Origin of the sequence: Pseudomonas sp. BC42 (genome assembly GCF_021560055.1) — a bacterium.
Taxonomy (GTDB): domain Bacteria; phylum Pseudomonadota; class Gammaproteobacteria; order Pseudomonadales; family Pseudomonadaceae; genus Aquipseudomonas.
The window spans coordinates 454,829-479,663 of sequence record NZ_CP091067.1 but is presented as its reverse complement, the minus strand read 5'-3'; the positions used below and the strand labels follow the sequence as shown (position 1 = coordinate 479,663).

24 protein-coding genes and 1 riboswitch are annotated in these 24,835 nt (G+C 62.9%); of the genes, 9 read left to right on the top strand and 15 right to left on the bottom strand.

What is annotated here, in order from left to right; all coding sequences use genetic code 11:
• Window positions 1-37: 37 nt before the first annotated feature.
• Entirely contained in the window at window positions 38-775 is a 738-nt protein-coding gene (locus L1O02_RS02270; RefSeq protein WP_060841483.1) for a transporter substrate-binding domain-containing protein, read from the bottom strand.
• 277 nt (window positions 776-1,052) lie between these two features.
• Here L1O02_RS02270 and L1O02_RS02265 point away from each other — a divergent pair, with 277 nt between their 5' ends.
• Window positions 1,053-1,505, top strand: coding sequence for a GNAT family N-acetyltransferase (locus L1O02_RS02265; RefSeq protein ID WP_060841484.1), 453 nt, complete (start codon window positions 1,053-1,055; stop codon window positions 1,503-1,505).
• Between the two features lie 3 nt (window positions 1,506-1,508).
• On the opposite strand, the gene L1O02_RS02260 is transcribed toward L1O02_RS02265, so the two are convergent.
• The 3 genes from L1O02_RS02260 to L1O02_RS02250 are packed head-to-tail and all read right to left on the bottom strand — an operon-like array spanning window position 1,509 to window position 4,507.
• On the bottom strand, window positions 1,509-1,805 hold the full coding sequence (locus L1O02_RS02260; RefSeq protein ID WP_011063952.1) for a winged helix-turn-helix domain-containing protein: 297 nt from the start codon (window positions 1,803-1,805) through the stop codon (window positions 1,509-1,511).
• 23 nt (window positions 1,806-1,828) lie between these two features.
• Window positions 1,829-2,341, bottom strand: coding sequence for a M48 family metallopeptidase (locus L1O02_RS02255; protein WP_060844847.1), 513 nt, complete (start codon window positions 2,339-2,341; stop codon window positions 1,829-1,831).
• Between the two features lie 42 nt (window positions 2,342-2,383).
• Window positions 2,384-4,507, bottom strand: a complete 2,124-nt coding sequence (locus tag L1O02_RS02250; protein ID WP_060841486.1) for an EAL domain-containing protein — start codon at window positions 4,505-4,507, stop codon at window positions 2,384-2,386.
• Between the two features lie 319 nt (window positions 4,508-4,826).
• Between L1O02_RS02250 and L1O02_RS02245 the strand changes: the two genes are divergently transcribed.
• Entirely contained in the window at window positions 4,827-5,498 is a 672-nt protein-coding gene (locus L1O02_RS02245; protein WP_060841487.1) for a polysaccharide lyase family 7 protein, read from the top strand.
• A 124-nt stretch (window positions 5,499-5,622) separates the two neighbouring features.
• Here L1O02_RS02245 and fba read toward each other — a convergent pair whose 3' ends face one another.
• The 6 genes from fba to tkt form a co-directional block, all read right to left on the bottom strand.
• A complete protein-coding gene (gene fba / locus L1O02_RS02240) occupies window positions 5,623-6,687 on the bottom strand; it encodes a class II fructose-bisphosphate aldolase (RefSeq protein WP_003229012.1) in 1,065 nt (354 codons plus the stop codon).
• A 210-nt stretch (window positions 6,688-6,897) separates the two neighbouring features.
• Window positions 6,898-7,227, bottom strand: coding sequence for an MliC family protein (locus L1O02_RS02235; protein ID WP_060844849.1), 330 nt, complete (start codon window positions 7,225-7,227; stop codon window positions 6,898-6,900).
• A 60-nt stretch (window positions 7,228-7,287) separates the two neighbouring features.
• Complete coding sequence (locus L1O02_RS02230) at window positions 7,288-7,509, bottom strand: hypothetical protein (protein WP_060841488.1); 222 nt, start codon at window positions 7,507-7,509, stop codon at window positions 7,288-7,290.
• A 32-nt stretch (window positions 7,510-7,541) separates the two neighbouring features.
• Complete coding sequence (locus tag L1O02_RS02225; protein WP_060841489.1) at window positions 7,542-8,705, bottom strand: phosphoglycerate kinase; 1,164 nt, start codon at window positions 8,703-8,705, stop codon at window positions 7,542-7,544.
• Window positions 8,706-8,722: 17 nt separating this feature from the next.
• Window positions 8,723-9,802: an erythrose-4-phosphate dehydrogenase gene (epd, locus tag L1O02_RS02220; RefSeq protein ID WP_060842025.1), complete on the bottom strand. Its 1,080-nt coding sequence runs from the start codon at window positions 9,800-9,802 to the stop codon at window positions 8,723-8,725.
• Between the two features lie 156 nt (window positions 9,803-9,958).
• The gene (tkt, locus tag L1O02_RS02215; RefSeq protein WP_060841490.1) at window positions 9,959-11,956 is read right to left on the bottom strand and encodes a transketolase; all 1,998 of its coding nucleotides are present in this window, start codon (window positions 11,954-11,956) and stop codon (window positions 9,959-9,961) included.
• Between the two features lie 258 nt (window positions 11,957-12,214).
• Between tkt and L1O02_RS02210 the strand changes: the two genes are divergently transcribed.
• From L1O02_RS02210 to L1O02_RS02195, 4 genes are all read left to right on the top strand, one after another.
• Window positions 12,215-13,210, top strand: coding sequence for a metalloregulator ArsR/SmtB family transcription factor (locus tag L1O02_RS02210; RefSeq protein WP_060841491.1), 996 nt, complete (start codon window positions 12,215-12,217; stop codon window positions 13,208-13,210).
• 19 nt (window positions 13,211-13,229) lie between these two features.
• Entirely contained in the window at window positions 13,230-14,420 is a 1,191-nt protein-coding gene (metK, locus tag L1O02_RS02205) for a methionine adenosyltransferase (RefSeq protein ID WP_060841492.1), read from the top strand.
• 213 nt (window positions 14,421-14,633) lie between these two features.
• Entirely contained in the window at window positions 14,634-16,307 is a 1,674-nt protein-coding gene (ligB, locus tag L1O02_RS02200) for an NAD-dependent DNA ligase LigB (protein WP_235759476.1), read from the top strand.
• A gap of 125 nt (window positions 16,308-16,432) precedes the next feature.
• Window positions 16,433-16,828: a DUF1090 domain-containing protein gene (locus L1O02_RS02195; protein ID WP_060841494.1), complete on the top strand. Its 396-nt coding sequence runs from the start codon at window positions 16,433-16,435 to the stop codon at window positions 16,826-16,828.
• A gap of 28 nt (window positions 16,829-16,856) precedes the next feature.
• Here the strand turns inward: L1O02_RS02195 and L1O02_RS02190 are convergent, their stop codons facing one another.
• Window positions 16,857-17,306: a cytochrome c gene (locus L1O02_RS02190; RefSeq protein ID WP_060841495.1), complete on the bottom strand. Its 450-nt coding sequence runs from the start codon at window positions 17,304-17,306 to the stop codon at window positions 16,857-16,859.
• 131 nt (window positions 17,307-17,437) lie between these two features.
• Here L1O02_RS02190 and L1O02_RS02185 point away from each other — a divergent pair, with 131 nt between their 5' ends.
• On the top strand, window positions 17,438-18,613 hold the full coding sequence (locus L1O02_RS02185) for an MltA domain-containing protein (protein WP_235759474.1): 1,176 nt from the start codon (window positions 17,438-17,440) through the stop codon (window positions 18,611-18,613).
• 81 nt (window positions 18,614-18,694) lie between these two features.
• On the opposite strand, the gene L1O02_RS02180 is transcribed toward L1O02_RS02185, so the two are convergent.
• Both L1O02_RS02180 and L1O02_RS02175 read right to left on the bottom strand, forming a co-directional pair.
• Entirely contained in the window at window positions 18,695-19,078 is a 384-nt protein-coding gene (locus L1O02_RS02180) for an MAPEG family protein (protein ID WP_060841497.1), read from the bottom strand.
• A gap of 36 nt (window positions 19,079-19,114) precedes the next feature.
• Window positions 19,115-19,948 carry an EamA family transporter gene (locus L1O02_RS02175; protein WP_108545092.1) on the bottom strand — a complete coding sequence of 278 codons (834 nt, stop codon included), beginning with the start codon at window positions 19,946-19,948 and terminating at the stop codon, window positions 19,115-19,117.
• Between the two features lie 350 nt (window positions 19,949-20,298).
• Between L1O02_RS02175 and L1O02_RS02170 the strand changes: the two genes are divergently transcribed.
• A complete protein-coding gene (locus tag L1O02_RS02170; protein ID WP_060841499.1) occupies window positions 20,299-21,558 on the top strand; it encodes a sodium:proton antiporter in 1,260 nt (419 codons plus the stop codon).
• On the opposite strand, the gene L1O02_RS02165 is transcribed toward L1O02_RS02170, so the two are convergent.
• Both L1O02_RS02165 and L1O02_RS02160 read right to left on the bottom strand, forming a co-directional pair.
• On the bottom strand, window positions 21,559-22,446 hold the full coding sequence (locus L1O02_RS02165; protein ID WP_060841500.1) for a formate/nitrite transporter family protein: 888 nt from the start codon (window positions 22,444-22,446) through the stop codon (window positions 21,559-21,561).
• A gap of 100 nt (window positions 22,447-22,546) precedes the next feature.
• Complete coding sequence (locus L1O02_RS02160) at window positions 22,547-22,942, bottom strand: hotdog domain-containing protein (protein ID WP_060841501.1); 396 nt, start codon at window positions 22,940-22,942, stop codon at window positions 22,547-22,549.
• Window positions 22,943-23,130: 188 nt separating this feature from the next.
• A riboswitch (S-adenosyl-L-homocysteine riboswitch) is annotated at window positions 23,131-23,237 on the top strand.
• Window positions 23,238-23,258: 21 nt separating this feature from the next.
• On the opposite strand from L1O02_RS02160, the gene ahcY reads away from it, so the two are divergent.
• Complete coding sequence (gene ahcY / locus L1O02_RS02155) at window positions 23,259-24,668, top strand: adenosylhomocysteinase (protein WP_060841502.1); 1,410 nt, start codon at window positions 23,259-23,261, stop codon at window positions 24,666-24,668.
• Window positions 24,669-24,835: the final 167 nt, after the last annotated feature.

Below are 24,835 nucleotides of genomic sequence, written 5' to 3'. Positions count from 1 at the left end.
GCTCTAGCCTGCCGCTTGCAGCTTGCCGCTGCCCCTCTTACATGCCGTGCTGGCGCAGCAGGCGGTCGTAGCTGCCGTCGGCCTTCATGGCGGCAATCTCCCGGTCGAACCGCGCCACAATCTGCGCATGCTCGGGATTCTTCAGGCTCACCAGGATATGCAGGCTGTTCTCGCTCAACGGCTTGGGCAGGAACTCCACGGCGTTGCGCACCCGCGGTGACTCGCGGGCCAGGTAGTAACGGGCGACGTATTCATCTTCCAGGGTCAGCTTGACCCGGTCCGCCGCCAGCATGCGCACCGCCATGGCGAAGTTGTGCACCGGGACCTTCTGCAGGTCCGGGTCATTGTCGAACTCCGGGGAATAGGCATAGCCGCGCACCACGGCCACCGGGTACTCGTGCAACTGCTTGAGGTTGTTGTATTCCAGCGGGGCGTCCTTGCGCTTGATGAAGCGCACCCGGTTGATCATGTACTCCGCGGAGAACTGCCCCAGCTGGGTGCGCTCCTTGTTGTACCAGGCATTGACCAGCACGTCGTAGCGACCCTCGCCGATGCCCAGCAGGGCCCGGGCCCAGGGCACCTGTTCGAACTCGCTGGCATAGCCGGCGCGGGACAGGGCGGTACTGACGATGTCGGTGGCCACGCCACCATTGACCAGGGTCGCGTCAGTAAAGGGAGGCCAGGCGTCAGCGACCAGTCGCAACTTCTCCGCAGAAGCGCTGTGGCCCAGCAACAGCAATCCGATCAAGGCTAACGCTCGATGCAATCGCAGCATGCTAATAGATCCTTAGCGGGCACAGAGCCCGGCGCTTTCCAGCCCACACCCAAGGGTGGCGACCCACGCTCGACGGCTCGCCCCAGGTCCTAACATTAGCTCATCAACGCCAATGCACAGGACTTGAAAACAGATTACACAAAGAAGACAAACGGCGGTTAGCGCAGTAATGGCATTTTGACCTATCTCACAGAAACAACTTCACCGCGCCAAGCCACAAGACATCCTCGGGCGATGTGCCTAGTATTTCGCGCAGCACTTTCTAGAGGAGTTGGAAATGACCATCGAATGGGTCTGCAAGCATCACACCGATCTGGGCAAGGAGCAGCTGTACGCCATCCTGCAACTGCGTACCGAAGTCTTCGTCGTGGAACAGAAATGCCCCTATCAAGAGGTCGACGGCCGCGACCTGGAGGGCGACACCTGTCACCTGATGGCCTGGGACGGTGACCGGCTGGTGGCTTACCTGCGCCTGCTGGACCCCATCTCCCAGGGCGGTGACGTGGTCATCGGCCGCGTGCTCATCGCTGAACAGGCGCGAGGCCAGGGCCTGGGCCACACCCTGATGGAACAGGGACTGAAGCAGGCCGAACGGCATTGGCCCGACACCCCGATCTACCTCTCGGCCCAGGCTCACTTGCAGGCCTACTACGGCCGCTACGGTTTCGTGGTGGCGGGCGAGGAGTACCTGGAAGACGATATTCCACACATCGGCATGCGCCGGCCCTGAGCCTCAGGGATAGCCCAGCACGGCCTTGATCTGCCGCAGGTTGGGCTCGATCCAGCCCTTGTCGATGGCGCCCCAGTTGTGAATCCGATAGCGCCCGGCGTGATTGCGGGCGCCATCTTGCTGTTCGAATTCGCAGAGAATATCCAGGTCCGCCAGGGCGGCGATGGTGTCCTGGGCGGTGCGCCGGGGCATGCCGGTGACTTCGGTGAGGGCCGGTACGCTGCTGGCCAGCCCGCTGTCGATCAGATACGCCACATACAGACGGCGGTAGAAACTGCTCTTGGTCTTGCTTACATCCATCGCCCACTCCCTATTGCCATGAATTAATCCGCCGTCCCCGACCTGGCCTGCAGGTCGCGCCAGGTCAGGTAGACCCGCAGGTCGAATTCCAGCTGGTGATAGCCCGGCAGCATGTGCTCGCAGAGCTTGTAGAACGCCTTGTTGTGTTCCGATTCCTTGAAGTGCGCCAACTCGTGCACCACGATCATCCGCAAAAACTCCGGCGCCGCCTCCTTGAACAGCGAGGCAATGCGGATCTCCTTCTTGGCCTTGAGCTTGCCGCCCTGCACCCGGGACACCGTGGTGTGCAGGCCAAGGGCGCGGTGGGTCAGGTCCAGGCGGTTGTCAAACAGCACCTTGTCGATGGCCGGCGCGTTGCGCAGGTACTCCTGCTTCAGCTCCAGGGCGTAGCTGTACAGCGCCTTGTCGCTCTGCACCGAATGCTTGTGCGGATAACGCCCTGTGAGGTACTCCCCGAGCCGATCTTCGACGATCAGTTGACGCACTTGCTGTTGCAGGGCGACGGGATAGGCCTGGAGGTATTTGAGTGCGGTCATGGGGGGGCAGCGCAAGGTACGAAGGACGCCAGTGTAGCGAATTCAGGCCGGCAACGCGCTCCAGTCAAAGGGCTGGGCAAACTGGCTGGCGCTGGCGGCGGTCAGCGGCCGAGCCACCAGGAACCCCTGCACGTATTCGCAGCCGTTGGCCTTGAGCCATTGGTACTGCTCGTGGGTTTCCACGCCTTCGGCGATCACCAGCAAGCCGAACTGCTTGCACAGGTCGATCACGCTGCGGGCGATGGCGGCGTCCCGCGGCGAGGTCAGCAGGCGGGCGATCAGGTGCCGGTCGAGCTTGAGGGTGTCCAGTTGCAGGTCGCGCAGATAGGCCAGGCAACAACTGCCCGAGCCGAAATCGTCCAGGGCCACCCGCACCCCCAGTTGATGCAACTGCTGCAACTGCTTGCGGGTCTCGGCCAGGTTCTGGGTCAACGCTGCCTCGGTGACCTCCACTTCCAGCTGGCGCGGCTGCAAGCCATGGCGCACCAGCACCTGGCGCAATTCATTGGCCAGATTGGGCATGCCGAACTGGGTGGCGCTGAGACTGACGCCCAGCACCAGATCGGGGCTGAACACCTGCTCCCAGTCCTTGCGCTGGGCCGCCCCCTGTTGATAGATCCAACTGCCCAGGCGACTGATCAGCCGCGCCTCTTCCAGCAGCGGCAGGAACAGCCCCGGCGGCACATCGCCAACACTTGGGTGACGCCAGCGCAGCAAGGCCTCGAAGCCGCGCAAACGGCCATCGGCAATGGCCACCTGAGGCTGATACACCAGGGTGAATTCCTTGCGCTCCACGGCGCTGCGCACGCTTTCCTCGAGCATCAGCCGGGAACGTGCTCGGCCATTCATCTCGTGATCGTAGTAGCGGTACTGCTGGCGCCCCGCACGCTTGGCTTCGTACATGGCGATGTCTGCCGCCCGCAGCAGGCCGTCCAGGTTGGAGCCGCAGTCGGGATAGATGGCGATGCCGATGCTGGCGCCCAGCACCACCTCCAGGCCGTCGATCTGCTGGCTGATGGACAGGCGCTCGATCAGCTTCTCGGCGACTTTCGCCGCCTGCTCGGGGAAGCTCAGTTCCAGCAGGGCAGTGAACTCGTCACCGCCCATGCGCCCGAGGATGTCGAAGGAATGCAGGCACTCCTTCAACTGCTCGGACACCCAGCGCAGCACCCGGTCGCCGGCATCGTGCCCCAGGGAGTCGTTGACCCGCTTGAAGCCGTCAAGATCCAGGTAGAGCAGGACCAGGGTCTTGCCCGGACGATCACTGCGCAACAGGATGTTTTCCACCGTCTGGTAGAAACCGCGGCGGTTGAGCAGCCCCGTGAGCGGGTCGGTGACCGCCTGATACTCCAGTTGCTGGTGCAGGTGGCGCACTTCGGACATGTCCAGCAGGGTCACCACCATGGCCTTCTGCTCGCTGGGCAAGGGCGCACAGGACAGCGCCACGCTGAGCTGCTGGCCAGGCACTGTACGCAGCAGAGCATCATGCAGGCGGTAGGTCTGCCCGCGTCGATAGCAGGCCAGGAGCTCGGATTCGCTCCAGTCGGGAACATGGGGCTTTTGCAGGTAGTCGAGGAACAGCGAGCCCTCCAGCTCTTTCACCTGGGCATTGAGCAAGCGCGAAACCGCCGGATTGGCGTAGCGCACCAGTCCGCCCTCGTCCACCACCAGGATGCCTTCGGCTGCGTTGTCCAGCACCGAGGCGTTGAACGCCCGCGCCACTTCCAGATCGTGACTGAGCTGCTGCAGGGCCCGACGATTGCGCTGGTGCTCCAGCAGCGCCTGGACCTTGGGCTTGAGGATCTGCGGGTCGAACGGCTTGAACAGGTAATCCACCGCACCGCTGGCATAGCCCTTGATCACGGCATCCTGGGACTGTTCGTTGGCGGTGAGGAAGATGATCGGAGTCAAACGCGTGCGCTGGCTGCCGCGCATCAGGCGGGCCACTTCGAAACCATCCATGCCGGGCATCTGCACATCCAGCAGGACCAGATCCACTTCATGCTCGAGCAGCAGGCCCAGGGCCTCAAGACCGGAGGCCGCGGTCATCACCCGCCAGTCCTGGCGCTGCAACAGTGCCCGCATGCTCAGGAGGTTTTCAGGATAGTCATCAACGATCAGAAGAGTGGAGTCGCCTTCGAAGGCCTCCGGTTGCACGCATTCCATGCTGCTTCTCTTGTCTGTAGTAAGACTGAACGGGTGAGAAAACCTGACAAATCTGTGGACCACTCTAGACCCGGATCCTGAAAAGCAGAAGCTGCCACCCGGCCATCACTTCACCAATGGTCCCGGCACCCGACTAACGGTCACAGTTATGCCTTATGAAACCCGGGGAGGATGGCATTTCGACATTTTGCTGACGTCATTTATCCGCCATACGGGCATTCCAGGCAGCCGGTTCTGCGCTATAAAGACGCCCCAAGAAGCGCAGGCTAAAGCCTTCGGCGACCTGCACCAGCCCCTCCCCCCTTGCGGAATCTCCAGCATGATCGACCTGGCAACCTGGAACCTCAGCGTTCCCGTCGGCAACCCTCCGGCGACCATCGACACCCCGACACTGGTCAAAGGATTCAAGGACCGGTACTTCCACGCCGATAGCGGCACTCTGTTCTTCTGGTCACCGGTCACCGGCTCGAAAACCGAGAACGCCATCTATCCGCGCACCGAGCTGCGCGAGACCTATGCCGACGGCACTTTGCGCAACTGGACCTATCCCGAAGCCGACAACCTGCTGTACGCCACCTTGGCGGTGAACCAGGTGCCATCGTCGGGCAAGATCGTCGTGGGTCAGATTCACGCCTACAACAGCACCAAGCCCCTGGTCAAAGTGGAGTACCAGTACAAGACCAGCAAAGGCAGTGGCAATATCGTGGCCAAGGTGCGCATGCGCCCGGACGACGAAGAGGGCCGGGTCATCACCCTGGCCGAAAACGTGCCCATGAATCGCGACTTTTCCTACTTGATCCACCTGAGCCCAGGCGGCGCCCTGGGGCTCAGTGCTGCCGGCCAGCAATGGGGTGGGCAATTGAGCGCCAAGTGGCGCGACAAGCCGCTGTATTTCAAGGCCGGGGTCTACGTCCAGGACAACAGCGGCTACACCAGCGAAGGCGGCAAGGTGACCTTCTCCAAGCTGGATATCGACCACAACAAAATCTAGCTGCCGGCGCAGGCAGCCTTGAGCCCCGCGCATGCCCAGTGGCTCTCTTCGCTGCCTGCCGAGGCAGAAACGCCAGGCATAAAAAAGCCCGCATCGCTGCGGGCTTTCCGGATGACGCTAGGGCTTAGTTGACCTTGGCGTTCAACTCACCCTTGAGGTAACGCTGGAACATCGCTTCCAGGGAGATCGGCTTGATCTTCGAAGCGTTGCCGGCGGTGCCGAAGGCTTCGTAACGGGCAATGCACACGTCGCGCATGGCGGTCACGGTGGCACCGAAGAACTTGCGCGGGTCGAACTCGCTCGGGTTGGTGGCCATCAGACGACGCATGGCACCGGTGGACGCCAGGCGCAGGTCGGTGTCGATGTTGACCTTGCGCACGCCGTACTTGATGCCTTCGACGATTTCCTCAACCGGTACGCCGTAGGTTTCTTTGATGTCGCCGCCGTACTGGTTGATGATCGCCAGCCACTCTTGCGGAACCGAAGACGAACCGTGCATCACCAGGTGGGTGTTGGGGATGCGCTTGTGGATTTCCTTGATGCGATCGATGGCCAGCACGTCGCCGGTAGGCGGCTTGGTGAACTTGTAGGCACCGTGGCTGGTGCCGATGGCGATGGCCAGGGCGTCGACCTGGGTCTTCTTGACGAAGTCCGCAGCTTCTTCCGGGTCGGTCAGCATCTGGCTGTGATCCAGCACGCCTTCGGCGCCGATGCCGTCTTCTTCACCGGCCATGCCGGTTTCCAGGGAGCCCAGGCAGCCCAGCTCGCCTTCTACCGACACGCCGCAGGCGTGGGCCATGGCCACGGTCTGCTGGGTGACGCGCACGTTGTACTCGTAGTCGGTGGGGGTCTTGCCGTCTTCGCCGAGGGAGCCGTCCATCATCACCGAGGAAAAGCCCAGCTGGATGGAACGCTGGCAGACGTCAGGACTAGTGCCGTGATCCTGGTGCATGCACACCGGGATATGGGGGAATTCTTCGATGGCGGCCAGGATCAGGTGGCGCAGGAACGGCGCGCCGGCGTATTTGCGGGCGCCGGCCGAAGCCTGGACGATCACCGGAGAGTCAGTCTTGTCAGCGGCTTCCATGATGGCGCGCATCTGCTCAAGGTTGTTGACGTTGAAGGCTGGAACGCCGTAGCCGAATTCGGCTGCGTGGTCCAGCATCTGGCGCATGCTGATGAGTGCCATTGTGTGTGTCTCTCCCGGTCGAGGGTCGTTAATCGTGCAAGCCTGCCGTAGCGGCGACTGCTGTTCAAGTGATTGCAGATCGGGGGTCGGCCCGCTCTGTTGTATCCGTTAAAACCAAATCTCTACAGCCTTGTCGGAGCCGGCTGGCCGGCGAATGGGACGCTGGGCCTTGCACAGGTCCGGAGGCCGCCTTCGCTGGCAAGCCAGCCTCTACATGGCCTTGCAGCCGCGGCCGATCAGGTCGTTGGTGGCAACCCAGTAGACCAGGCCCTCCTCGCCCTTGACGTGAAACGCCAGCATGTCGTCGCTGTACAGCGAGCCCGAACCACTGGGCTCAAGCTTCAGGCGCCGAACCTGGTCGTCGCCCCCCAGGCGCACGTCGACCGCCTTGCGGCTGTCGTCGGTGTAGCGCCACAGCACCTGGGCCTGGCTGTCGCAGGTCCAGGTCGTCCAGTTGTCGGTAGCCGGCGACTTGAGCAGGTTAAGGTTGGCGCAACCGGCCAAGGCACCCAGCATCGCCACGGCGATCAAAGCTTTCATCAATGTTCCTCGGCCGGCAGCCCAGGGGCCCCAGCGCATTGCGTTATCCGATCTGACCGGTCAAGGGCAACCCTGTTCCCTGGTCTTTGACGGTGTCTCGTACTTCTCCAGGCCTTCGGGGCCCAGGCGCTTGTTGATCACCGGCGCGGTCTCGGCCTGCCAGTCGGCCTGATAACAGCCCTGGCCCGGCTCGCCGGTCTCGTCCGCCGGTTTTGCCGGCGGAGCACTGGAGCACCCCGCCAGCAACGCCACGGCCATCAACAGTGGCAACGTCTTGACCATCAGAACACTCCTTTGCCCGGCCAACGGGACTCTCAGGCCTTGGCCCGGGCTTCCAGGACTTCAACCGCCGGCAGCACCTTGCCCTCGACGAACTCGAGGAACGCGCCACCACCGGTAGAAATGTAGGAGATCTGCTGGGCCACGCCATACTTGTCGATGGCCGCCAGGGTGTCGCCACCACCCGCGATGGAGAACGCGGCGCTGTCGGCGATGGCCTGGGCCAGCACCTTGGTGCCGTTGCCGAACTGGTCGAATTCGAACACGCCTACCGGACCGTTCCAGAGGATGGTCTTGGAGGATTTCAGCAGCTCGGCGAACTGCGCGGCAGTCTGTGGACCGATGTCGAGGATCATGTCGTCAGCGGCAACATCAGCGATCAGCTTGACGGTAGCTTCGGCGCTTTCGGCGAACTCCTTGGCCACGACCACGTCCACCGGCAGCGGTACGCTGACCTTGGCGGCGATGGCACGGGCGGTGTCCAACAGATCCGGCTCGTACAGCGACTTGCCCACCGGATGCCCGGCAGCAGCGAGGAAGGTGTTGGCGATGCCGCCACCGACGATCAGTTGGTCGCAGATCTGGCTCAGGCTGTTGAGCACGTCCAGCTTGGTGGACACCTTGGAGCCGGCAACGATGGCCGCCATTGGCTTGGCCGGGTTGCCCAGGGCCTTGCCCAGCGCGTCCAGTTCAGCGGCCAGCAGAGGACCTGCGGCGGCCACCTTGGCGAACTTGGCCACGCCGTGGGTCGAACCCTCGGCCCGGTGCGCGGTGCCGAAGGCGTCCATCACGAACACATCGCACAGGCCGGCGTATTGCTGGGCCAGTTCGTCGGCGTTCTTTTTCTCGCCCTTGTTGAAGCGCACGTTCTCGAACAGCACGACGTCGCCGGCCTTGACCTCGACGCCACCCAGGTAATCGGCCACCAGCGGCACTTCGCGGCCCAGGGCACGGCTCAGGTAATCGGCTACCGGCTTGAGGCTGTTCTCGGCGGAGAACTCGCCTTCGGTCGGACGGCCCAGGTGCGAGCAGACCATCACAGCCGCGCCCTTTTCCAGGGCCAGCTTGATGGTCGGCAGCGAAGCCAGGATCCGCGCATCGCTGGTGACAACACCGTCCTTGACTGGGACGTTGAGGTCTTCGCGGATCAGCACGCGCTTACCTTGCAGATCGAGGTCGGTCATCTTCAACACGGTCATGGGTCGCAATTCCTGGGTTACTGTTGTTCAGAAACAGAGAGTTTAGTGGCAGAGCGTGGAGTGGCTGTTTGCAGGTAGTGCCCAGCAACATCCAGCATCCGGTTGGCGAAGCCCCATTCGTTGTCGAACCAGGCCAGGATGTTCACCAGCCGAGGGCCGGAAACACGGGTCTGACTGGCATCGACGATCGCCGAATGGGGGTCATGATTGAAATCACAGCTGGCGTGAGGCAGCTCGGTATAGGCCAGCAGGCCCTTGAGCGGACCGCTGGTGGCGGCCTCGCGCAGGATCCGGTTGACCTCGGTGGCGTCGGTATCGCTCACGGTCTGCATCGTGATATCGAGGCAGGACACGTTGACCGTCGGCACCCGCACTGCTTTGGCCTGGATTCTTCCGGCAAGTTCCGGCAGCAGGCGCTCGATGCCTCGCGCCAGACCGGTGGACACCGGAATCACCGACTGGAACGCCGAACGGGTCCGGCGCAGGTCTTCGTGGTGATAGGCGTCGATCACCGGCTGGTCGTTCATCGCCGAGTGAATGGTGGTGATCGACACGTACTCCAGGCCAATGGCCTGATCCAGCAGGCGCAACAGCGGCACGCCGCAGTTGGTGGTGCAGGAGGCGTTGGACACCAGCAGCTCGGCGCCGGTCAGGCAATCCTGATTGACCCCGTAGACGATAGTGGCGTCGACATCCGCCTCGCTGGCCATCGGCTGGGAGAACAGCACCCGTGGCGCGCCGGCGTCGAGGAAACGCTGGCCGTCTTCGCGGGTGTGGTAGGCACCGGAGCATTCCAGCACCAGATCGACGCCCAGGGACGCCCAATCGATGCCTTCGGGGGTGGCACTGCGCAGCACTTTCACGCAGTTGCCATTGATATGCAGACAGTCGCCGTCGACTTTCACCTCACCGGGAAACCGCCCGTGGGTGGAGTCGAAGCGTGTCAGGTATTCGACACTGGCCATGTCGGCCAGATCGTTGATGGCGACGATCTCGAACCCGGCCGCAGCCCCTCGCTCGAACAGAGCACGCAAGACGCAACGACCAATCCGGCCGTAGCCGTTGAGTGCAACTTTATAGGGACGCGGTTGAGGCATGGGGTTCTCGATCAGGCACAGGCAGACGAACTTGTTATACGCACCCATCGTAGGAGCTGGCTTGCCAGCGATCAGCGGTGTGTCAGGCAGACCGCGAATCGCTGGCAAGCCAGCGCCTACAAAGGGATCGCGGTGGCTGGGCCACCGCGTGCTTTTTTAGTCTTCCAGCAGCTCTTCGGCCTGGCCCAGGATGTTGTCCAGGGTGAAACCGAACTCTTCGAACAAGGCCGACGCAGGCGCCGACTCGCCGTAGGTGGTCATGCCGATCACGCGGCCTTCCAGGCCCACGTACTTGTACCAGAAGTCGGCATGGGCGGCTTCGATGGCGATCCGCGCGCTGACCTGCAGCGGCAGCACCGATTGCTTGTAGCCTGCATCCTGGGCGTCGAACACGCTGGTGCACGGCATGGAAACCACCCGCACCTTGCGGCCCTGCTCGGTCAGCTTGTCGAAAGCCTGAACCGCCAGGCCCACTTCCGAACCGGTGGCGATCAGGATCAGCTCAGGCTCGCCTGCACAGTCCTTCAACACGTAGCCACCGCGGCTGATATCGGCGATCTGGCCGGCATCGCGGGTTTGGTGCTGCAGGTTCTGGCGGGAGAAGATCAGCGCCGAAGGACCGTCCTTGCGCTCCAGGGCGTACTTCCAGGACACCGCCGATTCCACGGCGTCGGCCGGGCGCCAGGTGTCGAGGTTCGGGGTGCTGCGCAGGCTGGTCAGTTGCTCGATCGGCTGGTGGGTCGGGCCGTCTTCGCCCAGGCCGATGGAGTCGTGGGTGTAGACGTGGATCACCCGCTGCTTCATCAGCGCCGACATGCGCACCGCGTTGCGGGCGTATTCCATGAACATCAGGAAGGTCGCGCCGTAAGGCACCAGGCCGCCGTGCAGGGCAACGCCGTTCATGATGGCGGTCATGCCGAATTCGCGCACGCCGTAGTACATGTAGTTGCCGCTGGCGTCTTCAGCGCTGACGCCCTTGCAGCCTTTCCACAGGGTCAGGTTGGAACCGGCCAGGTCGGCCGAGCCGCCGAGGAACTCGGGCAGCAGCGGACCGAAGGCGTTCAGGGTGTTCTGGCTGGCTTTACGGCTGGCGATGGTTTCGCCCTTGGCCGCCACTTCAGCGATATAGGCATTGGCCTTCTCGGCGAAGTCCGCTGGCAGATCACCGGCGAGGCGACGCACCAGTTCGTTGGCTTCGGTCGGGAATGCGGCGGAGTAGGCAGCAAAACGCTGGTCCCACTCGGCTTCCACGGCGCGGCCGGCTTCCTTGGCGTCCCACTCGGCATAGATGTCAGCCGGGATTTCGAACGGGCCATGGTTCCACTTCAGCGCAGCGCGGGTCAGGGCGATTTCCTCGGCACCCAGTGGCGCGCCGTGGCAGTCTTCCTTGCCCTGCTTGTTCGGCGAACCGAAACCGATGGTGGTCTTGCAGCAGATCAGGGTCGGCAGCGGGCTCTTGCGCGCGGTGTCGATGGCCGTCTTGATCTCTTCCGGATCGTGGCCATCGACATTGCGGATCACCTGCCAGTTGTAGGCTTCGAAACGCTTGGGCGTGTCGTCGGTGAACCAGCCTTCGACTTCACCGTCGATGGAGATGCCGTTGTCATCGTAGAAGGCGATCAGCTTGCCCAGGCCCAGGGTACCGGCCAGGGAGGCCACTTCGTGGGAAATGCCTTCCATCATGCAGCCATCACCCAGGAACACGTAGGTGTGGTGATCGACGATGTTGTGCCCCGGACGGTTGAACTGCGCCGCCAGGACTTTTTCCGCCAGGGCGAAGCCCACGGCATTGGCCAGACCCTGGCCCAGGGGACCAGTGGTGGTTTCAACGCCCGGGGTGTAGCCGAATTCCGGGTGGCCCGGGGTGCGGCTGTGCAGTTGGCGGAAGTTCTTCAGGTCATCGATCGACAGGTCGTAGCCGGTCAGGTGCAGCAGCGAGTAGATCAGCATCGAGCCATGACCGTTGGACAGCACGAAGCGGTCACGGTCGGCGAAGGATGGATTGCTCGGGTTGTGCTTGAGGTAGTCACGCCAAAGCACTTCGGCGATATCCGCCATACCCATGGGGGCACCTGGATGGCCGCTGTTGGCTTTTTGCACGGCATCCATGCTGAGGGCACGAATGGCGTTGGCACGCTCACGACGGCTGGGCATCGCTGATCTCCTGAGGATTGAATAAAACGAAACGGAAAAAAGGCCTGCATTTTCCCTCAGGCGTCTGGCGGGGGCAATGACAGATAGTCACTCAGGCATGTTTTTCCCATGGATAAGCCGGCAATCCACTGAGCAAACCCGCTTGTCGCCGGCCGACAGGGCCACCAGGGCTCTGGCAGAAGCCCCTTGAGGGGCAATATCAAAACTTTTTGATATTGATCTTGCAGGCCTTTGCAGGCACCTCTAGACTGCGCCCCTATGAACCTGAGCGCACCCTCCATTGATCATGACGATTGCGACGAGCTGGCCGCCCTGTGCAAGGCCGGCGGCGATCCTCTGCGACTCAATGTATTGCGCGCCCTGAGCAACGACTCGTTCGGCGTACTGGAACTGGCGCAGATCTTTGCCATCGGCCAGTCGGGCATGAGCCACCATTTGAAGGTCCTGGCCCAGGCCAGCCTGGTGGCGACCCGCCGTGAAGGCAACGCGATTTTCTACCGCCGTGCCCTGCCCCACACCGAACTCTTGGGCGGCAAGCTGCACGCCGCCCTGCTGGACGAAGTCGACCAGGTGCGACTGCCGGTGGATGTCCAGAACCGGATTGGCCTGGTGCACCGGCAACGGGCCGCGGCCAGCCAGGACTTCTTTTCCCGGGTGGCGGATAAATTCCGCGCCCAGCAGGACCTGATCGCAGGACTGCCCCAGTACCGCGACAGCGTGCTCGCGCTACTGGACAAGCTGAGCTTCAAAGCAATGGCCACGGCCATTGAAGTGGGTCCCGGCGACGGTGGTTTTCTCCCCGACCTGGCCCGACGCTTTGCCCGGGTCACCGCGCTGGACAACAGTCCGGCGATGCTTGAACTGGCCCGTCAGCTGTGTGAACGCGAAACACTGGCTAACGTCAGCCTGCAACTGGCCGATGCACTGGATGGCGTACAACTGACGGCCGACTGCGTGGTGCTGAACATGGTCCTGCACCATTTCGCCGCACCGGCCGAGGCCCTCAAGCAGATGGCCCAATTGCTGCAACCAGGCGGCAGCCTGTTGGTAACAGACTTGTGCAGCCACAACCAGAGTTGGGCCAAAGAGGCTTGCGGCGATCTCTGGCTAGGGTTCGAACAAGATGATTTGGCCCGCTGGGCCACCGCTGCGGGACTGATTCCCGGGGAAAGCCTCTATGTGGGCTTACGTAATGGTTTCCAGATCCAGGTCCGCCATTTTCAGCGACCGGCTGGCGACACTCACCATCGGTAAATTTTAGGAAACCGTCGAGATGAGCGAATACTCCCTTTTCACCTCCGAGTCCGTGTCTGAAGGGCATCCGGATAAAATCGCTGACCAGATTTCCGATGCGGTGCTGGACGCCATCATTGCCCAGGACAAACACGCTCGCGTGGCAGTGGAAACCCTGGTCAAGACCGGTGTCGCCATCGTCGCCGGGGAAGTCACCACCAGCGCCTGGGTCGACCTGGAACAGATCGTCCGTGACGTGATCTGCGACATCGGCTACACCAGCTCCGACGTTGGCTTCGACGGCGCCACCTGCGGCGTGATGAACATCATTGGCAAGCAGTCCCCCGACATCAACCAGGGTGTCGACCGCGCCAAGCCTGAAGATCAGGGTGCCGGCGACCAGGGCCTGATGTTCGGCTACGCCAGCAACGAAACCGCCGCGCTGATGCCGGCGCCGATCGCCTTCTCGCACCAGCTGGTCCATCGCCAGGCTGAAGCACGCAAATCGGGCCTGCTGCCATGGCTGCGCCCGGACGCCAAGTCCCAGGTCACCTGCCGCTATGAAAACGGCATCGTGGTCGGCATCGACGCGGTGGTGCTGTCGACCCAGCACAACCCTGAAGTGTCGTACAACGACCTGCGCGAAGGCGTGATGGAGCTGATCGTCAAGCACGTGCTGCCAGCCGAACTGCTGCACAAGGACACCCAGTTCCACATCAACCCGACCGGCCAGTTCATCATCGGTGGCCCGGTGGGCGACTGCGGCCTGACCGGGCGCAAGATCATCGTCGACAGCTACGGCGGCATGGCCCGTCACGGCGGCGGCGCGTTCTCCGGCAAGGACCCATCCAAGGTCGACCGCTCCGCGGCCTATGCCGGTCGCTACGTGGCCAAGAACATCGTCGCCGCCGGCCTGGCCGAGCGCTGCGAGATCCAGGTGTCCTACGCCATCGGCGTGGCCCAACCGACCTCGATCTCCCTGAACACCTTCGGCACCGGCAAGATCAGCGACGACAAGATCGTCAAGCTGGTTCGCGAGCACTTCGACCTGCGTCCTTACGCAATCACCACCATGCTCGACCTGCTGCACCCGATGTACCAGGAAACCGCAGCCTACGGTCACTTCGGCCGTGCTCCGCAAACCAAGACCGTGGGTGACGACACCTTCACCACCTTCACTTGGGAAAAGACCGACCGCGCCGACGCCCTGCGCGCTGCCGCCGGTCTCTAAGCGTCACCCGGTAACAGACAAAGCCCCGCCGGCACCACCGGCGGGGCTTTTTTGTCGCCAGAGGTTTCTCTCAGCAGGGCAATTGTCCAGGTATCCACTGGCCAAGCCAGCGCCCCAGGCCATCATGAAACACCCCGCAACCACCTCGCCGAAAAATCGCCCAACACCCACCTACCCTTCAAGGCATGCCCATTCCGAGCAAGGACGCTCCCCATGCTGCCAAGACTCTTCCTGCTGTTTCTGGCCCTCACCGGCCTGCCCGCCCTGGCCCAATGCCCCGACTGGTCCAGTGCCCGGGCCGAACGGGAACTCACCGCCCTGCAACAACAGCTCGAGGCCTGGGACATCCGCTATCACCGACACGGTCAATCGCCCGTCGCCGACGAGCTCTATGATCAGTCCCGGCAGCGCCTGACCCGCCTGCAACAATGCTTCCCCCAGCTTCCCGTCGCCGCGGCCCCTGCCCTGCACGGCGCCCGGGGCCCCGTGCCCCACCCCATCGCCCACACCGGAGTGGAAAAACTCCCCGACGACAACGCGGTACAGCTCTGGCTGAAAGGCCGTGAAGGCATCTGGGCGCAACCCAAGATCGATGGCGTGGCGGTCACCCTGATCTACCGCCAGGGCCGTTTCCACCAGGCACTGAGCCGGGGTGATGGCTGGCACGGCCAGGACTGGAGCGCCCGCGCCCGGCAGATCGCGGCCATCCCCAAACAACTGCCCCAGCCCGTGGACCTGCTCTTGCAGGGAGAGCTCTATCAACGACTGGAGCAACACATCCAGGCCCGCTCCGGCAGCCTCAATGCCCGCAGCCGGGTCGCCGGATGGCTGGCACGCAAACACCTGTCGGCGGCAGAGGCGGCACAAATCGGCCTGTTCGTCTGGGACTGGCCCCAAGGCCCCGCCACCCTGAGTGAACGCCTGGAGCAACTGGCGCAGCTGGGCTTCACCGAAGGCGCCGAGTACAGCCGCCCGATCGCCGGGTTCAGCGAGGCCCGGCACTGGCGAGAACACTGGTACCGTTCGCCCCTGCCCTTTGCCAGCGACGGCATCATCCTGCGCCAGAGCCTGCGCCCCGCCGCCGAACGCTGGCAGGCCAGGGCCCCACATTGGATTGCAGCCTGGAAATACCCCTATGCCCAGGCGCTGGCCAATGTGCGTCAGGTGCGCTTCCGGATCGGCCGCACCGGGCGCATCAGTCCCTTGCTGGACATCGACCCGGTGGTCCTCGATGACCGACAGATCCGCCGCGTCAGTGTCGGCTCGCTGCAACGCTGGCAAGCCCTGGATATCGTCCCCGGCGACCAGGTGGCCATCAGCCTGGCCGGACTGACCCTCCCCCGCCTGGATGGCGTGGTCCTCAGGAGCCAGCAACGCCAGGCGATCCAGGCGCCAGCGCCGGAGAACTTTCATGCCCTGAGCTGCTGGCGGCCAACCCCCGGATGCGAAGGCCAGTTTGTCGCCCGCCTGGCCTGGCTCAGCGGCAAACAGGGACTGCACCTGGACCATATCGGCGAACAAACCTGGGCCAGGCTGGTTGAAACAGGCCGTATCAAAGGCCTTTTGGATTGGCTGACCCTGGATCAGGCAGAGCTTGCTACCATTGCCGGCTTCGGCGCACGCAGCAGCCTGCGACTGATCGAGAGTCTGCAACAGGCAAGGCAGCGACCCTTCGCACGCTGGCTCAAGGCCCTGGGCCTGCCGCCCAGCGGCTCGGCCGAACTGAACGGTCCATGGCAGGTGCTGGCTTCACGCAACAGCCTGGACTGGCAGAACGAAACCGGTGTCGGCCCGGAACGGGCTGCGCAGTTGGTGGCGTTTTTTCGCGAGCCCCAGGTGCAGGCCTTGCAGGCGACCCTGAATCAGGCCGGAATCAACGGCTTTTAGGCCGCAATCCGGGAGCGCACATTGAACCACCCCGGCAGGAATGCGCTCCAACAGCCCATTCCCGGTATGACAGTCAGTATTTTTTCATTGGTTATTTTTTGATCTTTTTTCACCTGGAGCCTTCCATGAAACTGTTTCCGTCCCTCGCTGCCCTGACCCTGTGCAGCCTGATGAGCGCGCCCCTGCTGGCCGCCGAACAAGCCCAGCCACTGACCGGCTGCGCCGCCAAGCGCCAGGCGATCATGACCCAGATCGAACAGGCCAAGGCCCATGGCAACAGCGATCAACAGGCCGGCCTGGAGCGCGCCCTGAGCGAAGTCACCACCCATTGCACCGATGCCTCGCTGAAGAAGGATCGGGAAAACAAGGTGCTGGAAGCCAAGCATGAAGTCAGCCGGCGTCAGGCGGACCTGGAAAAGGCCATGAAGAAAGGCGACTCGGAGAAGATCAACAAGCGCAAGGACAAGCTCGCCGAGTCCCGCAAGGAACTGCAGCAAGCCCTGGACGAACTGGACAAGTAAGCGCTGCCCTCCCTGGCAACGACCTCACTCAGTGATTACGAAACTCCTTGTGGCAGGCACTGCAGACGTCCTCGACTTTCTGCACGGCCGGCCCCAGATTGCTGGCCTTGTAGGGCTGGACCTGGCTGATGGTCACCAACTCGGCGGTGGCCGCTTCAAGGTTGCGCGCCAGCTCCTGGAAACGCGCCTGCTTGCGCCAGACATCATCGGTGGCGCTGCTGTGGTCCTGCTCCCTGACCTCGGGAAAATGCTTCCAGGGCTCATGGGACAGGGCATCCAGCTTCACCGCGCCTTCGGCAAAACGTGCGCCGTCGAAAGGAATCCGCCCACGCAGCATGCCCCCCAGGTCCTCGCCGGTCTTGAGCATCTGTTTGAAGATCGCCTTGCGCTGGCCCAGGGGAGAGTTGGGGTCGACACCGCCACAGGCGGAAAGCGTCAGGCAGGCCAGCAATACAACGGAAAGTCTTTTTAGCGTCATGGTGGCTTCAGGTCAGGTCACGGAAACGGCGGCCAGTATCCTCGCCTCCCCGGCAAACACCAATAGCCCTATTAACAATAGGGGTTGTCCATCTTCATGCCGCTGATGGATACCCCCCAAGGAAACACAGCATGAACCCGAGCTTCCTCCGCTGGCGTCGCCACCTGCTCTGGGCGCTGCCAGCCCTGGCACTGCTCGCCGGCTGCAACGGCGGCGACAACAGCAAGACCCCACAGACCCACGCCCTGGCCACTTACAACAGCGCCCCCTGGGAGTCCCTGCCCAGCGTTGCCGATAACGACCTGCTGGCCGGCTTCGGTGCCTGGCGCAGTGCCTGCACCCGCTTGAAGGCTGATCCGATCTGGGGTGCCACCTGCGCTGCGGCGGCCAATGTGCCGCAGACCCCGACAGCCATCCGCGGTTTTCTCAAGGAGCGCCTGGAGGTCTACGGCCTGCGCTCGGGCAGCGGCAGCAGCACCGGCCTGATCACCGGCTACTACGAACCGGTGTATCCCGGCAGCCTGACCCAGACACCGAGCGCCAGTGTGCCGGTGTACGGGGTGCCGGAGGACATGATCATCGTTGCCCTGGACAGTCTCTACCCGGAACTCAAGGGCAAGCGCCTGCGAGGCCGGCTCGAAGGTCGGGTGCTCAAGCCCTATGACGACGCGGCGACCATCGAAACCAAGGGGGTCAAGGCTCCGGTGCTGGCCTGGCTGACCGATCCGATGGACCTGCAGTTTCTGCAGATCCAGGGTTCGGGAAGGATCCAGCTGGACGACGGACGCCAACTGCGGATCGGCTACGCCGACCAGAACGGCCACCCGTACCGGCCCATCGGACGCTGGCTGGTGGAGCAGGGCGAACTGAAGAAAGAAGACGTGACCATGGGCACCATCGCCGCCTGGGCCAAGGCTCATCCGACGCGGATTCCCGAACTGCTGGGCAGCAACCCGAGCTACGTGTTCTTCAACCGCAACCCGGACAGCAACGAAGGCCCCCGAGGCTCATTGAACGTGCCGCTGACGTCCGGCTACAGCGTCGCGGTGGACCGCAAGGTGATTCCCCTGGGCAGCTTGCTGTGGTTATCCACCACGCGCCCGGATGGCAGCAGCCTGGTGCGCCCGGTGGCCGCTCAGGACACGGGCGGCGCGATTACCGGCGAAGTCCGTGCCGATCTGTTCTGGGGCACTGGCGAGGCGGCCGGGCAACTGGCCGGCGACATGAAGCAGCAGGGGCAGATCTGGATGCTCTGGCCCAAGGGCGCGCCGCTGCCCAAAGTACCGGAAGTGCCCGATACCCCGTGACCCGCTACAGGAGCCGGCTTGTCGGCGAAGGCGACCATGAAGGCGCTTTCGCCGACAAGCCGGCTGCTGCAAGAGGGTGTTTCAGACTGAAACGAAGAAGAAGCTGGCGATCAGACCCATGCCCACGAACCACACCAGGGAGCGCAGGATCGCCCAGTCCGCCAGGTAGCAGATCATGTACAGCAGGCGACTGGTGATAAACAGCACCGCCAGCACGTTGATCGTCACCAGCTCGGCGTTGCCCGCCACATGAGCGATGATCACTGCCGCCGCAAATGCCGGGGTCACCTCGAAACCGTTGAGCTGCGCGTTATGGGCCCGCTTGGGCAGCCCCTCCAGAGTATTCAGGAACGCCCGCGGATCATGGTTGTAACGAAGCCCATATTTGCCGGCGCCCTTGGCAATGGCGGTACACAGGTACGGCAGGACAATTGCGATCAATACACACCAGAAAGCGACAGTCATGGAGCACATCCTTTTTTAGAGTTTTCAGGGGGGTCTTCAGAACTTCATCACCAACATGCCGATCAGCACCAACCCACAGGCTAAGAGCCGGGGCCGGCCGAAAGGTTCTTTCAGGTAGCGCATACCGAACAGCACCACCAAAATCACACTGATCTCGCGCAACGCCGCCGCTTCGGCAATCGACCCCAACTGCATGGCCCACAGCACCAGGGCGTAGCTGAACAGCACACAGAATCCGACGCTGAGCCCCAGGCGCCATTGTTCACGCCAGAACAGGATGAAGGCCGGGCGCTTGCAGACCATGGCCAACAGAGGAAAGGGCCAGGCGCTGAGCAGGGTGACCCAGGTCAGGTAGTCCAGCGGATGGGACCAGCGGCGCAAGGCCTGGCCGTCGATGAAGGTGTAGCAACCGATGCACAAGCCGATCAACGCCACCACCGGCAACATGTTCCAGGGCAGGCGCGCCCCACCGCCCCCCTGCCAGAGCAAGCAGAGCATGCCGAAGGGAATCAGCAGGATGCCGAGGATCTGCTGGGTATTGAGCTCCTCGCCGGCAAAGATCAGGGTCAAGGCCAACACCACCAATGGCGACAGACCGCGCATCAGTGGATAGACCAGCCCCAGATCGCCCACCCGATACGCCTGGATCAACAGATAGCGGTACAAGAGTTCGAAGGCCGCCGAGGCGATGATCCAGGGCCAGAGTTCCAACGGCGGCCACTGCAGGAAAAACAGCATGCTCGCCACGAACAGCAGAGCCACGCTGTCCATGCAGGCCACCACCAACAGGCGCTCGCCGCTGAACTTGATCAGGGTGTTCCATGCCGCATGCAGCAGCGCCGCCACCAGAACCAGACTTGTCGCCAGCACCTCACACTCCCTGTTGGCCCGAAAGAGAATCGATTCATCCTGCGTTCCCGGCCGCCTATACTTGCGCCGACCGCCGAGGGCGAATCCTCGCATGACGCTGGCCTGCCTGCACGGACTGCCGGCATTTTTGGCAGCGATAGCACGCACTTCGTCAGCATGGGCCTGCTGCCCGACGTCACCCCAGCCGGGTCCCGATACCCGCCTTTTTAGGCAAGCGCCTGCAACATCGTGCCACTACTGCGGTCAATGGGGTGGGTAAACCCCAGCACCAACCACCTCAGGCCCCTGGCCAGACGCTGCACACCTGCCGCTTGAAGCTTTTTTCCCTGCGATCATCCAAAGGAGTCCGGATGCTTGAACTTGTCGCCGCCTTTATCTGCCTGACCACCCTGCTCACTTATGTGAATTTCCGTTTTATCGGCCTGCCACCGACCATCGGCGTGATGGTCACCGCCCTGCTGTTCTCGCTGTTGCTGCAGGGCTTGAGTTACCTGGGCTTCCCTGGCCTTGAGGAACACGTCGAGGAACTGATCGGCAAGATCGACTTCGGCGATCTGCTGATGAACTGGATGCTGTCGTTCCTGCTGTTCGCTGGCGCCCTGCACGTCAACCTCAACGACCTGCGCAGCTATCGCTGGCCCATCGGCCTGCTGGCCACGGTCGGCGTGCTGATCGCGACCTTCGTCATCGGCAGCCTGGCCTACTGGATCTTCGGCCTGTTCGGCTGGCACGTGAGTTTCCTCTACTGCCTGCTGTTCGGTGCACTGATCTCGCCCACCGATCCCATTGCGGTGCTGGGCGTACTGCGCACCGCCAACGCGTCCAAACCACTGAAGACCACCATCGTCGGCGAGTCGCTGTTCAATGACGGCACCGCAGTAGTGGTGTTCACCGTGCTGCTGGGCATCGCGCAACTGGGTGAAACCCCGACAGTGGGCGCCACGGCCTGGCTGTTCGTGCATGAAGCCATTGGCGGCGTGCTGTTCGGCGGGCTGATCGGCTACCTGGTGTACCTGATGATCAAGAGCATCGAGCAGCACCAGATCGAGGTGATGCTGACGTTGGCCCTGGTGATCGGCGGCTCGGCGATGGCCAGCGAGATCCATGTCTCGGCGCCGATCGCCATGGTGGTGGCGGGCCTGATCATCGGCAACCTGGGGCGCAACCTGGCGATGAACGACATGACCCGGCGCTACCTGGACGGCTTCTGGGAACTGCTAGACGACATGCTCAACGCCCTGCTGTTCGCCCTGATCGGCCTGGAACTGTTGCTGCTGCCGTTCAATTGGCTACACCTGGCGGCCGCAAGCCTGCTGGCGGTAGCCATCGTGCTCTCGCGCCTGCTCACCGTGGCCCCGGCGATCCTGCTGCTGCGGCGCTGGCGCAGCGTGCCCCGGGGCACCATTCGCGTGCTGACCTGGGGCGGCCTGCGGGGCGGCGTCTCGGTGGCCCTGGCGCTGGCCCTGCCCCTGGGTCCGGAGCGTGACCTGGTGCTGAGCATCACTTACATCGTGGTGCTGTCGTCGATCCTGTTGCAGGGTCTGAGCATCGGCAGACTGGTGCGTCATGTCACCCAGGATGCCCCGGCGGCCACGGCTCAAGGCCATTGATCATTTCTTGATCCCACGCGGATCGGGCGCCGTCGCCCGATCCGTGCGGCCACTTGGTTTGCCGCTCTCGCTGCGCACCTGAGCGTGGCTGATCAAGGCAAAGATGAAACTGCCGCCGATGATGTTCCCTGCCAGGGTCGGCCCGGCAAACACCAGCCAGAAATCCCGCCACCCCAGCTCCCCGGCAAACACCAGGTAAGACACCTCGGCCGAACCCACCACGATGTGAGTGAAATCCCCCAGCGCCATCAGGTAGGTGATGAGGATGATGATCCACAGCTTGGCGCTCTCCATGGACGGGATCATCCAGACCATGGTGGCAATCATCCAGCCGGAGATGATGCCTTTGGCGAACATCTGCGCGCGGTCGTTCTCCATCACCTGGCGACCGATTTCCAGAAAGGCCTGGTCGGTGCGGCTGTCGAAGATCGGCAGATGCAGCATCACGTATGCCACCAGCAGGGTGCCGCACAGATTGCCCGTCAGCACCACACCCCATAAGCGTAGGAGGCGCCCGGCATTCTTCAGGCTCGGCTTGCTCATCACCGGCAGCACCGCGGTCAGGGTGTTCTCCGTGAACAGTTGCTGGCGCGCGAGGATCACCGCCAGAAAGCCCGCGCAATAGCCGAAGCTGGCGACAACCTTGAAGGCTTCGCCCTCCGGCAGCCGGGAGTTGAGCAGCCCCATGCCCATCAGAGACAGGCCCATCGTCAGGCCGGCGGCCAGGGCCGACCACCACAGGGCGGCGACGCTGCGCTCCAGTTCCTGGTCGCCCTGCGTGCGGATGATCTCGTGCAGTACCGCCGCGCGAGGCGGCTGGTTGCGGTCGACGTCCTGTTGCTCTTCGACTGAAAGTCCGGGGGTTTTACCGTCGTTGCGAGTGTCCATGGGAGTCCTGAACCAGGTGAGTCGTATGGTTACGACACGCGGGGTTCAGGGCTGTTCCGTCCGGAGCGGGGCGCGCTTGCCGGGCAATCTCGGCCTGCTGTCAGGCTTCGTCCTTGAACTGGTCCTTGACGTATTTGATCTCGGTACGGCCGTGGGGTGCCGGCAGGCCGTCTTCACCGAGGTTGACGAAGACCATCTTCTCGACGGTGAGAATGGATTTGCGGGTGATCTTGTTGCGCACTTCGCACGTCAGGGTGATGGAGGTGCGACCGAACTCGGTGGCGGTGATGCCCAGCTCGATGATGTCGCCCTGGCGTGAGGCGCTGACGAAGTTGATTTCCGAGATGTACTTGGTGACGACCCGCTGGTTGCCCAGCTGGACAATGGCGTAGATCGCCGCTTCTTCGTCGATCCAGCGCAACAGACTGCCACCGAACAGCGTGCCGTTGGGGTTGAGGTCTTCGGGCTTGACCCACTTGCGGGTGTGGAAATTCATGGGGGACTCCAAGGTGCTTGAACGAGTGCAATTGACGCTCCCAGCTTCAAGTTTCAAGCCACAAGCTGCAAGTAAAAACCGACCTGCTCTTACTTGCTGCTTGTGGCTTGCACCTTGCTGCTTAAAGAAAGCTATAATCGCCACCGTTTCAAAACGGTCATCTGCACCTGATACCGTTTTCCCGCCACCTGTCCGAGGGGCGCTGCAGCAGGCATGACCTGTCAGGCTCGGATGGGGCGTTGTCGGTACAGGCTTCCCTGTACGGACACTAAACGCACAACGGCGCCCATTCGCACACTACGAATGGAGGCTCTTCATGAGCGCTGTAAACACGCCTGCAGATTTTACCGACTACAAAGTCGCCGACATTTCCCTGGCCGCCTGGGGCCGTCGCGAAACCATCATCGCCGAGTCGGAAATGCCGGCCCTGATGGGTCTGCGCCGCAAGTACCTGGCCGAACAGCCGCTCAAGGGCGCGAAAATCCTCGGCTGCATCCACATGACCATTCAGACCGCCGTGCTGATCGAAACCCTGGTTGCCCTGGGTGCCGAAGTACGCTGGTCGTCCTGCAACATCTTCTCGACTCAAGACCAGGCTGCTGCCTCCATCGCCGCCGCCGGCATTCCTGTGTTCGCCTGGAAAGGCGAAACCGAACAAGAGTACGAGTGGTGCCTGGAGCAGACCATCCTCAAGGATGGCCAGCCTTGGGATGCCAACATGATCCTCGACGACGGCGGCGACCTGACCCAGCTGCTGCACGACAAATACCCACAGGTGCTGGAACGCGTTCACGGCGTGACCGAAGAAACCACCACCGGCGTACACCGCCTGCTGGACATGCTGGCCAAGGGCGAGCTGAAGATTCCTGCGATCAACGTCAACGACTCGGTGACCAAGAGCAAGAACGACAACAAGTACGGCTGCCGTCACAGCCTGAACGATGCCATCAAGCGCGGCACCGACCACCTGCTGTCCGGCAAGCAAGCGCTGGTCATCGGCTACGGTGACGTGGGCAAGGGCTCGGCCCAGTCCCTGCGTCAGGAAGGCATGATCGTCAAAGTGTCCGAAGTCGACCCGATCTGCGCCATGCAAGCCTGCATGGACGGTTTCGAGCTGGTTTCGCCGTTCATCGACGGCATCAACAACGGCACCGAAGCCTGCATCGACAAGGCCCTGCTGGGCAAGATCGACCTGATCGTGACCACCACCGGCAACGTCAATGTCTGCGATGCCAACATGCTCAAGGCCCTGAAGAAGCGCGCCGTGGTCTGCAACATCGGCCACTTCGACAACGAAATCGACACCGCCTTCATGCGCAAGAACTGGGCATGGGAAGAAGTGAAGCCACAGGTGCACAAGATCCACCGCACCGGCCACGGCGACTTCGACCCACAGAACGACGACTACCTGATCCTGCTGGCCGAAGGTCGCCTGGTGAACCTGGGCAACGCCACCGGTCACCCAAGCCGCATCATGGACGGCTCGTTCGCCAACCAGGTGCTGGCGCAGATCTTCCTGTTCGGCCAGAAGTACGCCGACCTGTCGCCGGCCCAGAAAGCCGAGCGCCTGACCGTTGAAGTACTGCCGAAGAAACTCGACGAAGAAGTGGCCCTGGAAATGGTCCGCGGCTTCGGCGGCGTGGTCACTCAACTGACCAAGCAACAGGCTGACTACATCGGCGTGACCGTCGAAGGCCCGTTCAAGCCAGACGCCTATCGCTACTAAGAGCAGCTGCAAGCGTTGAGCTACACGCGGCAAGCCAGGGCCACAAGCCGGGCTTGCCGCACAAAGCCTCACGCTTCGCCCCTATTTGCTTAAACAGCGTCAGGCAACGAGCTCCAGGAACAGGAGACGAGCGCACCCACGCTTCTCCTGGACCTTGCGGCTTGCGG

Excerpts from the sequence above, each read along its gene's own strand:
- L1O02_RS02270 (WP_060841483.1), bottom strand. The coding sequence starts at position 775 with ATGCTGCGATTGCATCGAGCGTTAGCCTTGATCGGATTGCTGTTGCTG.
- L1O02_RS02265 (WP_060841484.1), top strand. The coding sequence starts at position 1,053 with ATGACCATCGAATGGGTCTGCAAGCATCACACCGATCTGGGCAAGGAG.
- L1O02_RS02260 (WP_011063952.1), bottom strand. The coding sequence starts at position 1,805 with ATGGATGTAAGCAAGACCAAGAGCAGTTTCTACCGCCGTCTGTATGTG.
- L1O02_RS02255 (WP_060844847.1), bottom strand. The coding sequence starts at position 2,341 with ATGACCGCACTCAAATACCTCCAGGCCTATCCCGTCGCCCTGCAACAG.
- L1O02_RS02250 (WP_060841486.1), bottom strand. The coding sequence starts at position 4,507 with ATGGAATGCGTGCAACCGGAGGCCTTCGAAGGCGACTCCACTCTTCTG.
- L1O02_RS02245 (WP_060841487.1), top strand. The coding sequence starts at position 4,827 with ATGATCGACCTGGCAACCTGGAACCTCAGCGTTCCCGTCGGCAACCCT.
- fba (WP_003229012.1), bottom strand. The coding sequence starts at position 6,687 with ATGGCACTCATCAGCATGCGCCAGATGCTGGACCACGCAGCCGAATTC.
- L1O02_RS02235 (WP_060844849.1), bottom strand. The coding sequence starts at position 7,227 with ATGAAAGCTTTGATCGCCGTGGCGATGCTGGGTGCCTTGGCCGGTTGC.
- L1O02_RS02230 (WP_060841488.1), bottom strand. The coding sequence starts at position 7,509 with ATGGTCAAGACGTTGCCACTGTTGATGGCCGTGGCGTTGCTGGCGGGG.
- L1O02_RS02225 (WP_060841489.1), bottom strand. The coding sequence starts at position 8,705 with ATGACCGTGTTGAAGATGACCGACCTCGATCTGCAAGGTAAGCGCGTG.
- epd (WP_060842025.1), bottom strand. The coding sequence starts at position 9,802 with ATGCCTCAACCGCGTCCCTATAAAGTTGCACTCAACGGCTACGGCCGG.
- tkt (WP_060841490.1), bottom strand. The coding sequence starts at position 11,956 with ATGCCCAGCCGTCGTGAGCGTGCCAACGCCATTCGTGCCCTCAGCATG.
- L1O02_RS02210 (WP_060841491.1), top strand. The coding sequence starts at position 12,215 with ATGAACCTGAGCGCACCCTCCATTGATCATGACGATTGCGACGAGCTG.
- metK (WP_060841492.1), top strand. The coding sequence starts at position 13,230 with ATGAGCGAATACTCCCTTTTCACCTCCGAGTCCGTGTCTGAAGGGCAT.
- ligB (WP_235759476.1), top strand. The coding sequence starts at position 14,634 with ATGCTGCCAAGACTCTTCCTGCTGTTTCTGGCCCTCACCGGCCTGCCC.
- L1O02_RS02195 (WP_060841494.1), top strand. The coding sequence starts at position 16,433 with ATGAAACTGTTTCCGTCCCTCGCTGCCCTGACCCTGTGCAGCCTGATG.
- L1O02_RS02190 (WP_060841495.1), bottom strand. The coding sequence starts at position 17,306 with ATGACGCTAAAAAGACTTTCCGTTGTATTGCTGGCCTGCCTGACGCTT.
- L1O02_RS02185 (WP_235759474.1), top strand. The coding sequence starts at position 17,438 with ATGAACCCGAGCTTCCTCCGCTGGCGTCGCCACCTGCTCTGGGCGCTG.
- L1O02_RS02180 (WP_060841497.1), bottom strand. The coding sequence starts at position 19,078 with ATGACTGTCGCTTTCTGGTGTGTATTGATCGCAATTGTCCTGCCGTAC.
- L1O02_RS02170 (WP_060841499.1), top strand. The coding sequence starts at position 20,299 with ATGCTTGAACTTGTCGCCGCCTTTATCTGCCTGACCACCCTGCTCACT.
- L1O02_RS02165 (WP_060841500.1), bottom strand. The coding sequence starts at position 22,446 with ATGGACACTCGCAACGACGGTAAAACCCCCGGACTTTCAGTCGAAGAG.
- L1O02_RS02160 (WP_060841501.1), bottom strand. The coding sequence starts at position 22,942 with ATGAATTTCCACACCCGCAAGTGGGTCAAGCCCGAAGACCTCAACCCC.
- ahcY (WP_060841502.1), top strand. The coding sequence starts at position 23,259 with ATGAGCGCTGTAAACACGCCTGCAGATTTTACCGACTACAAAGTCGCC.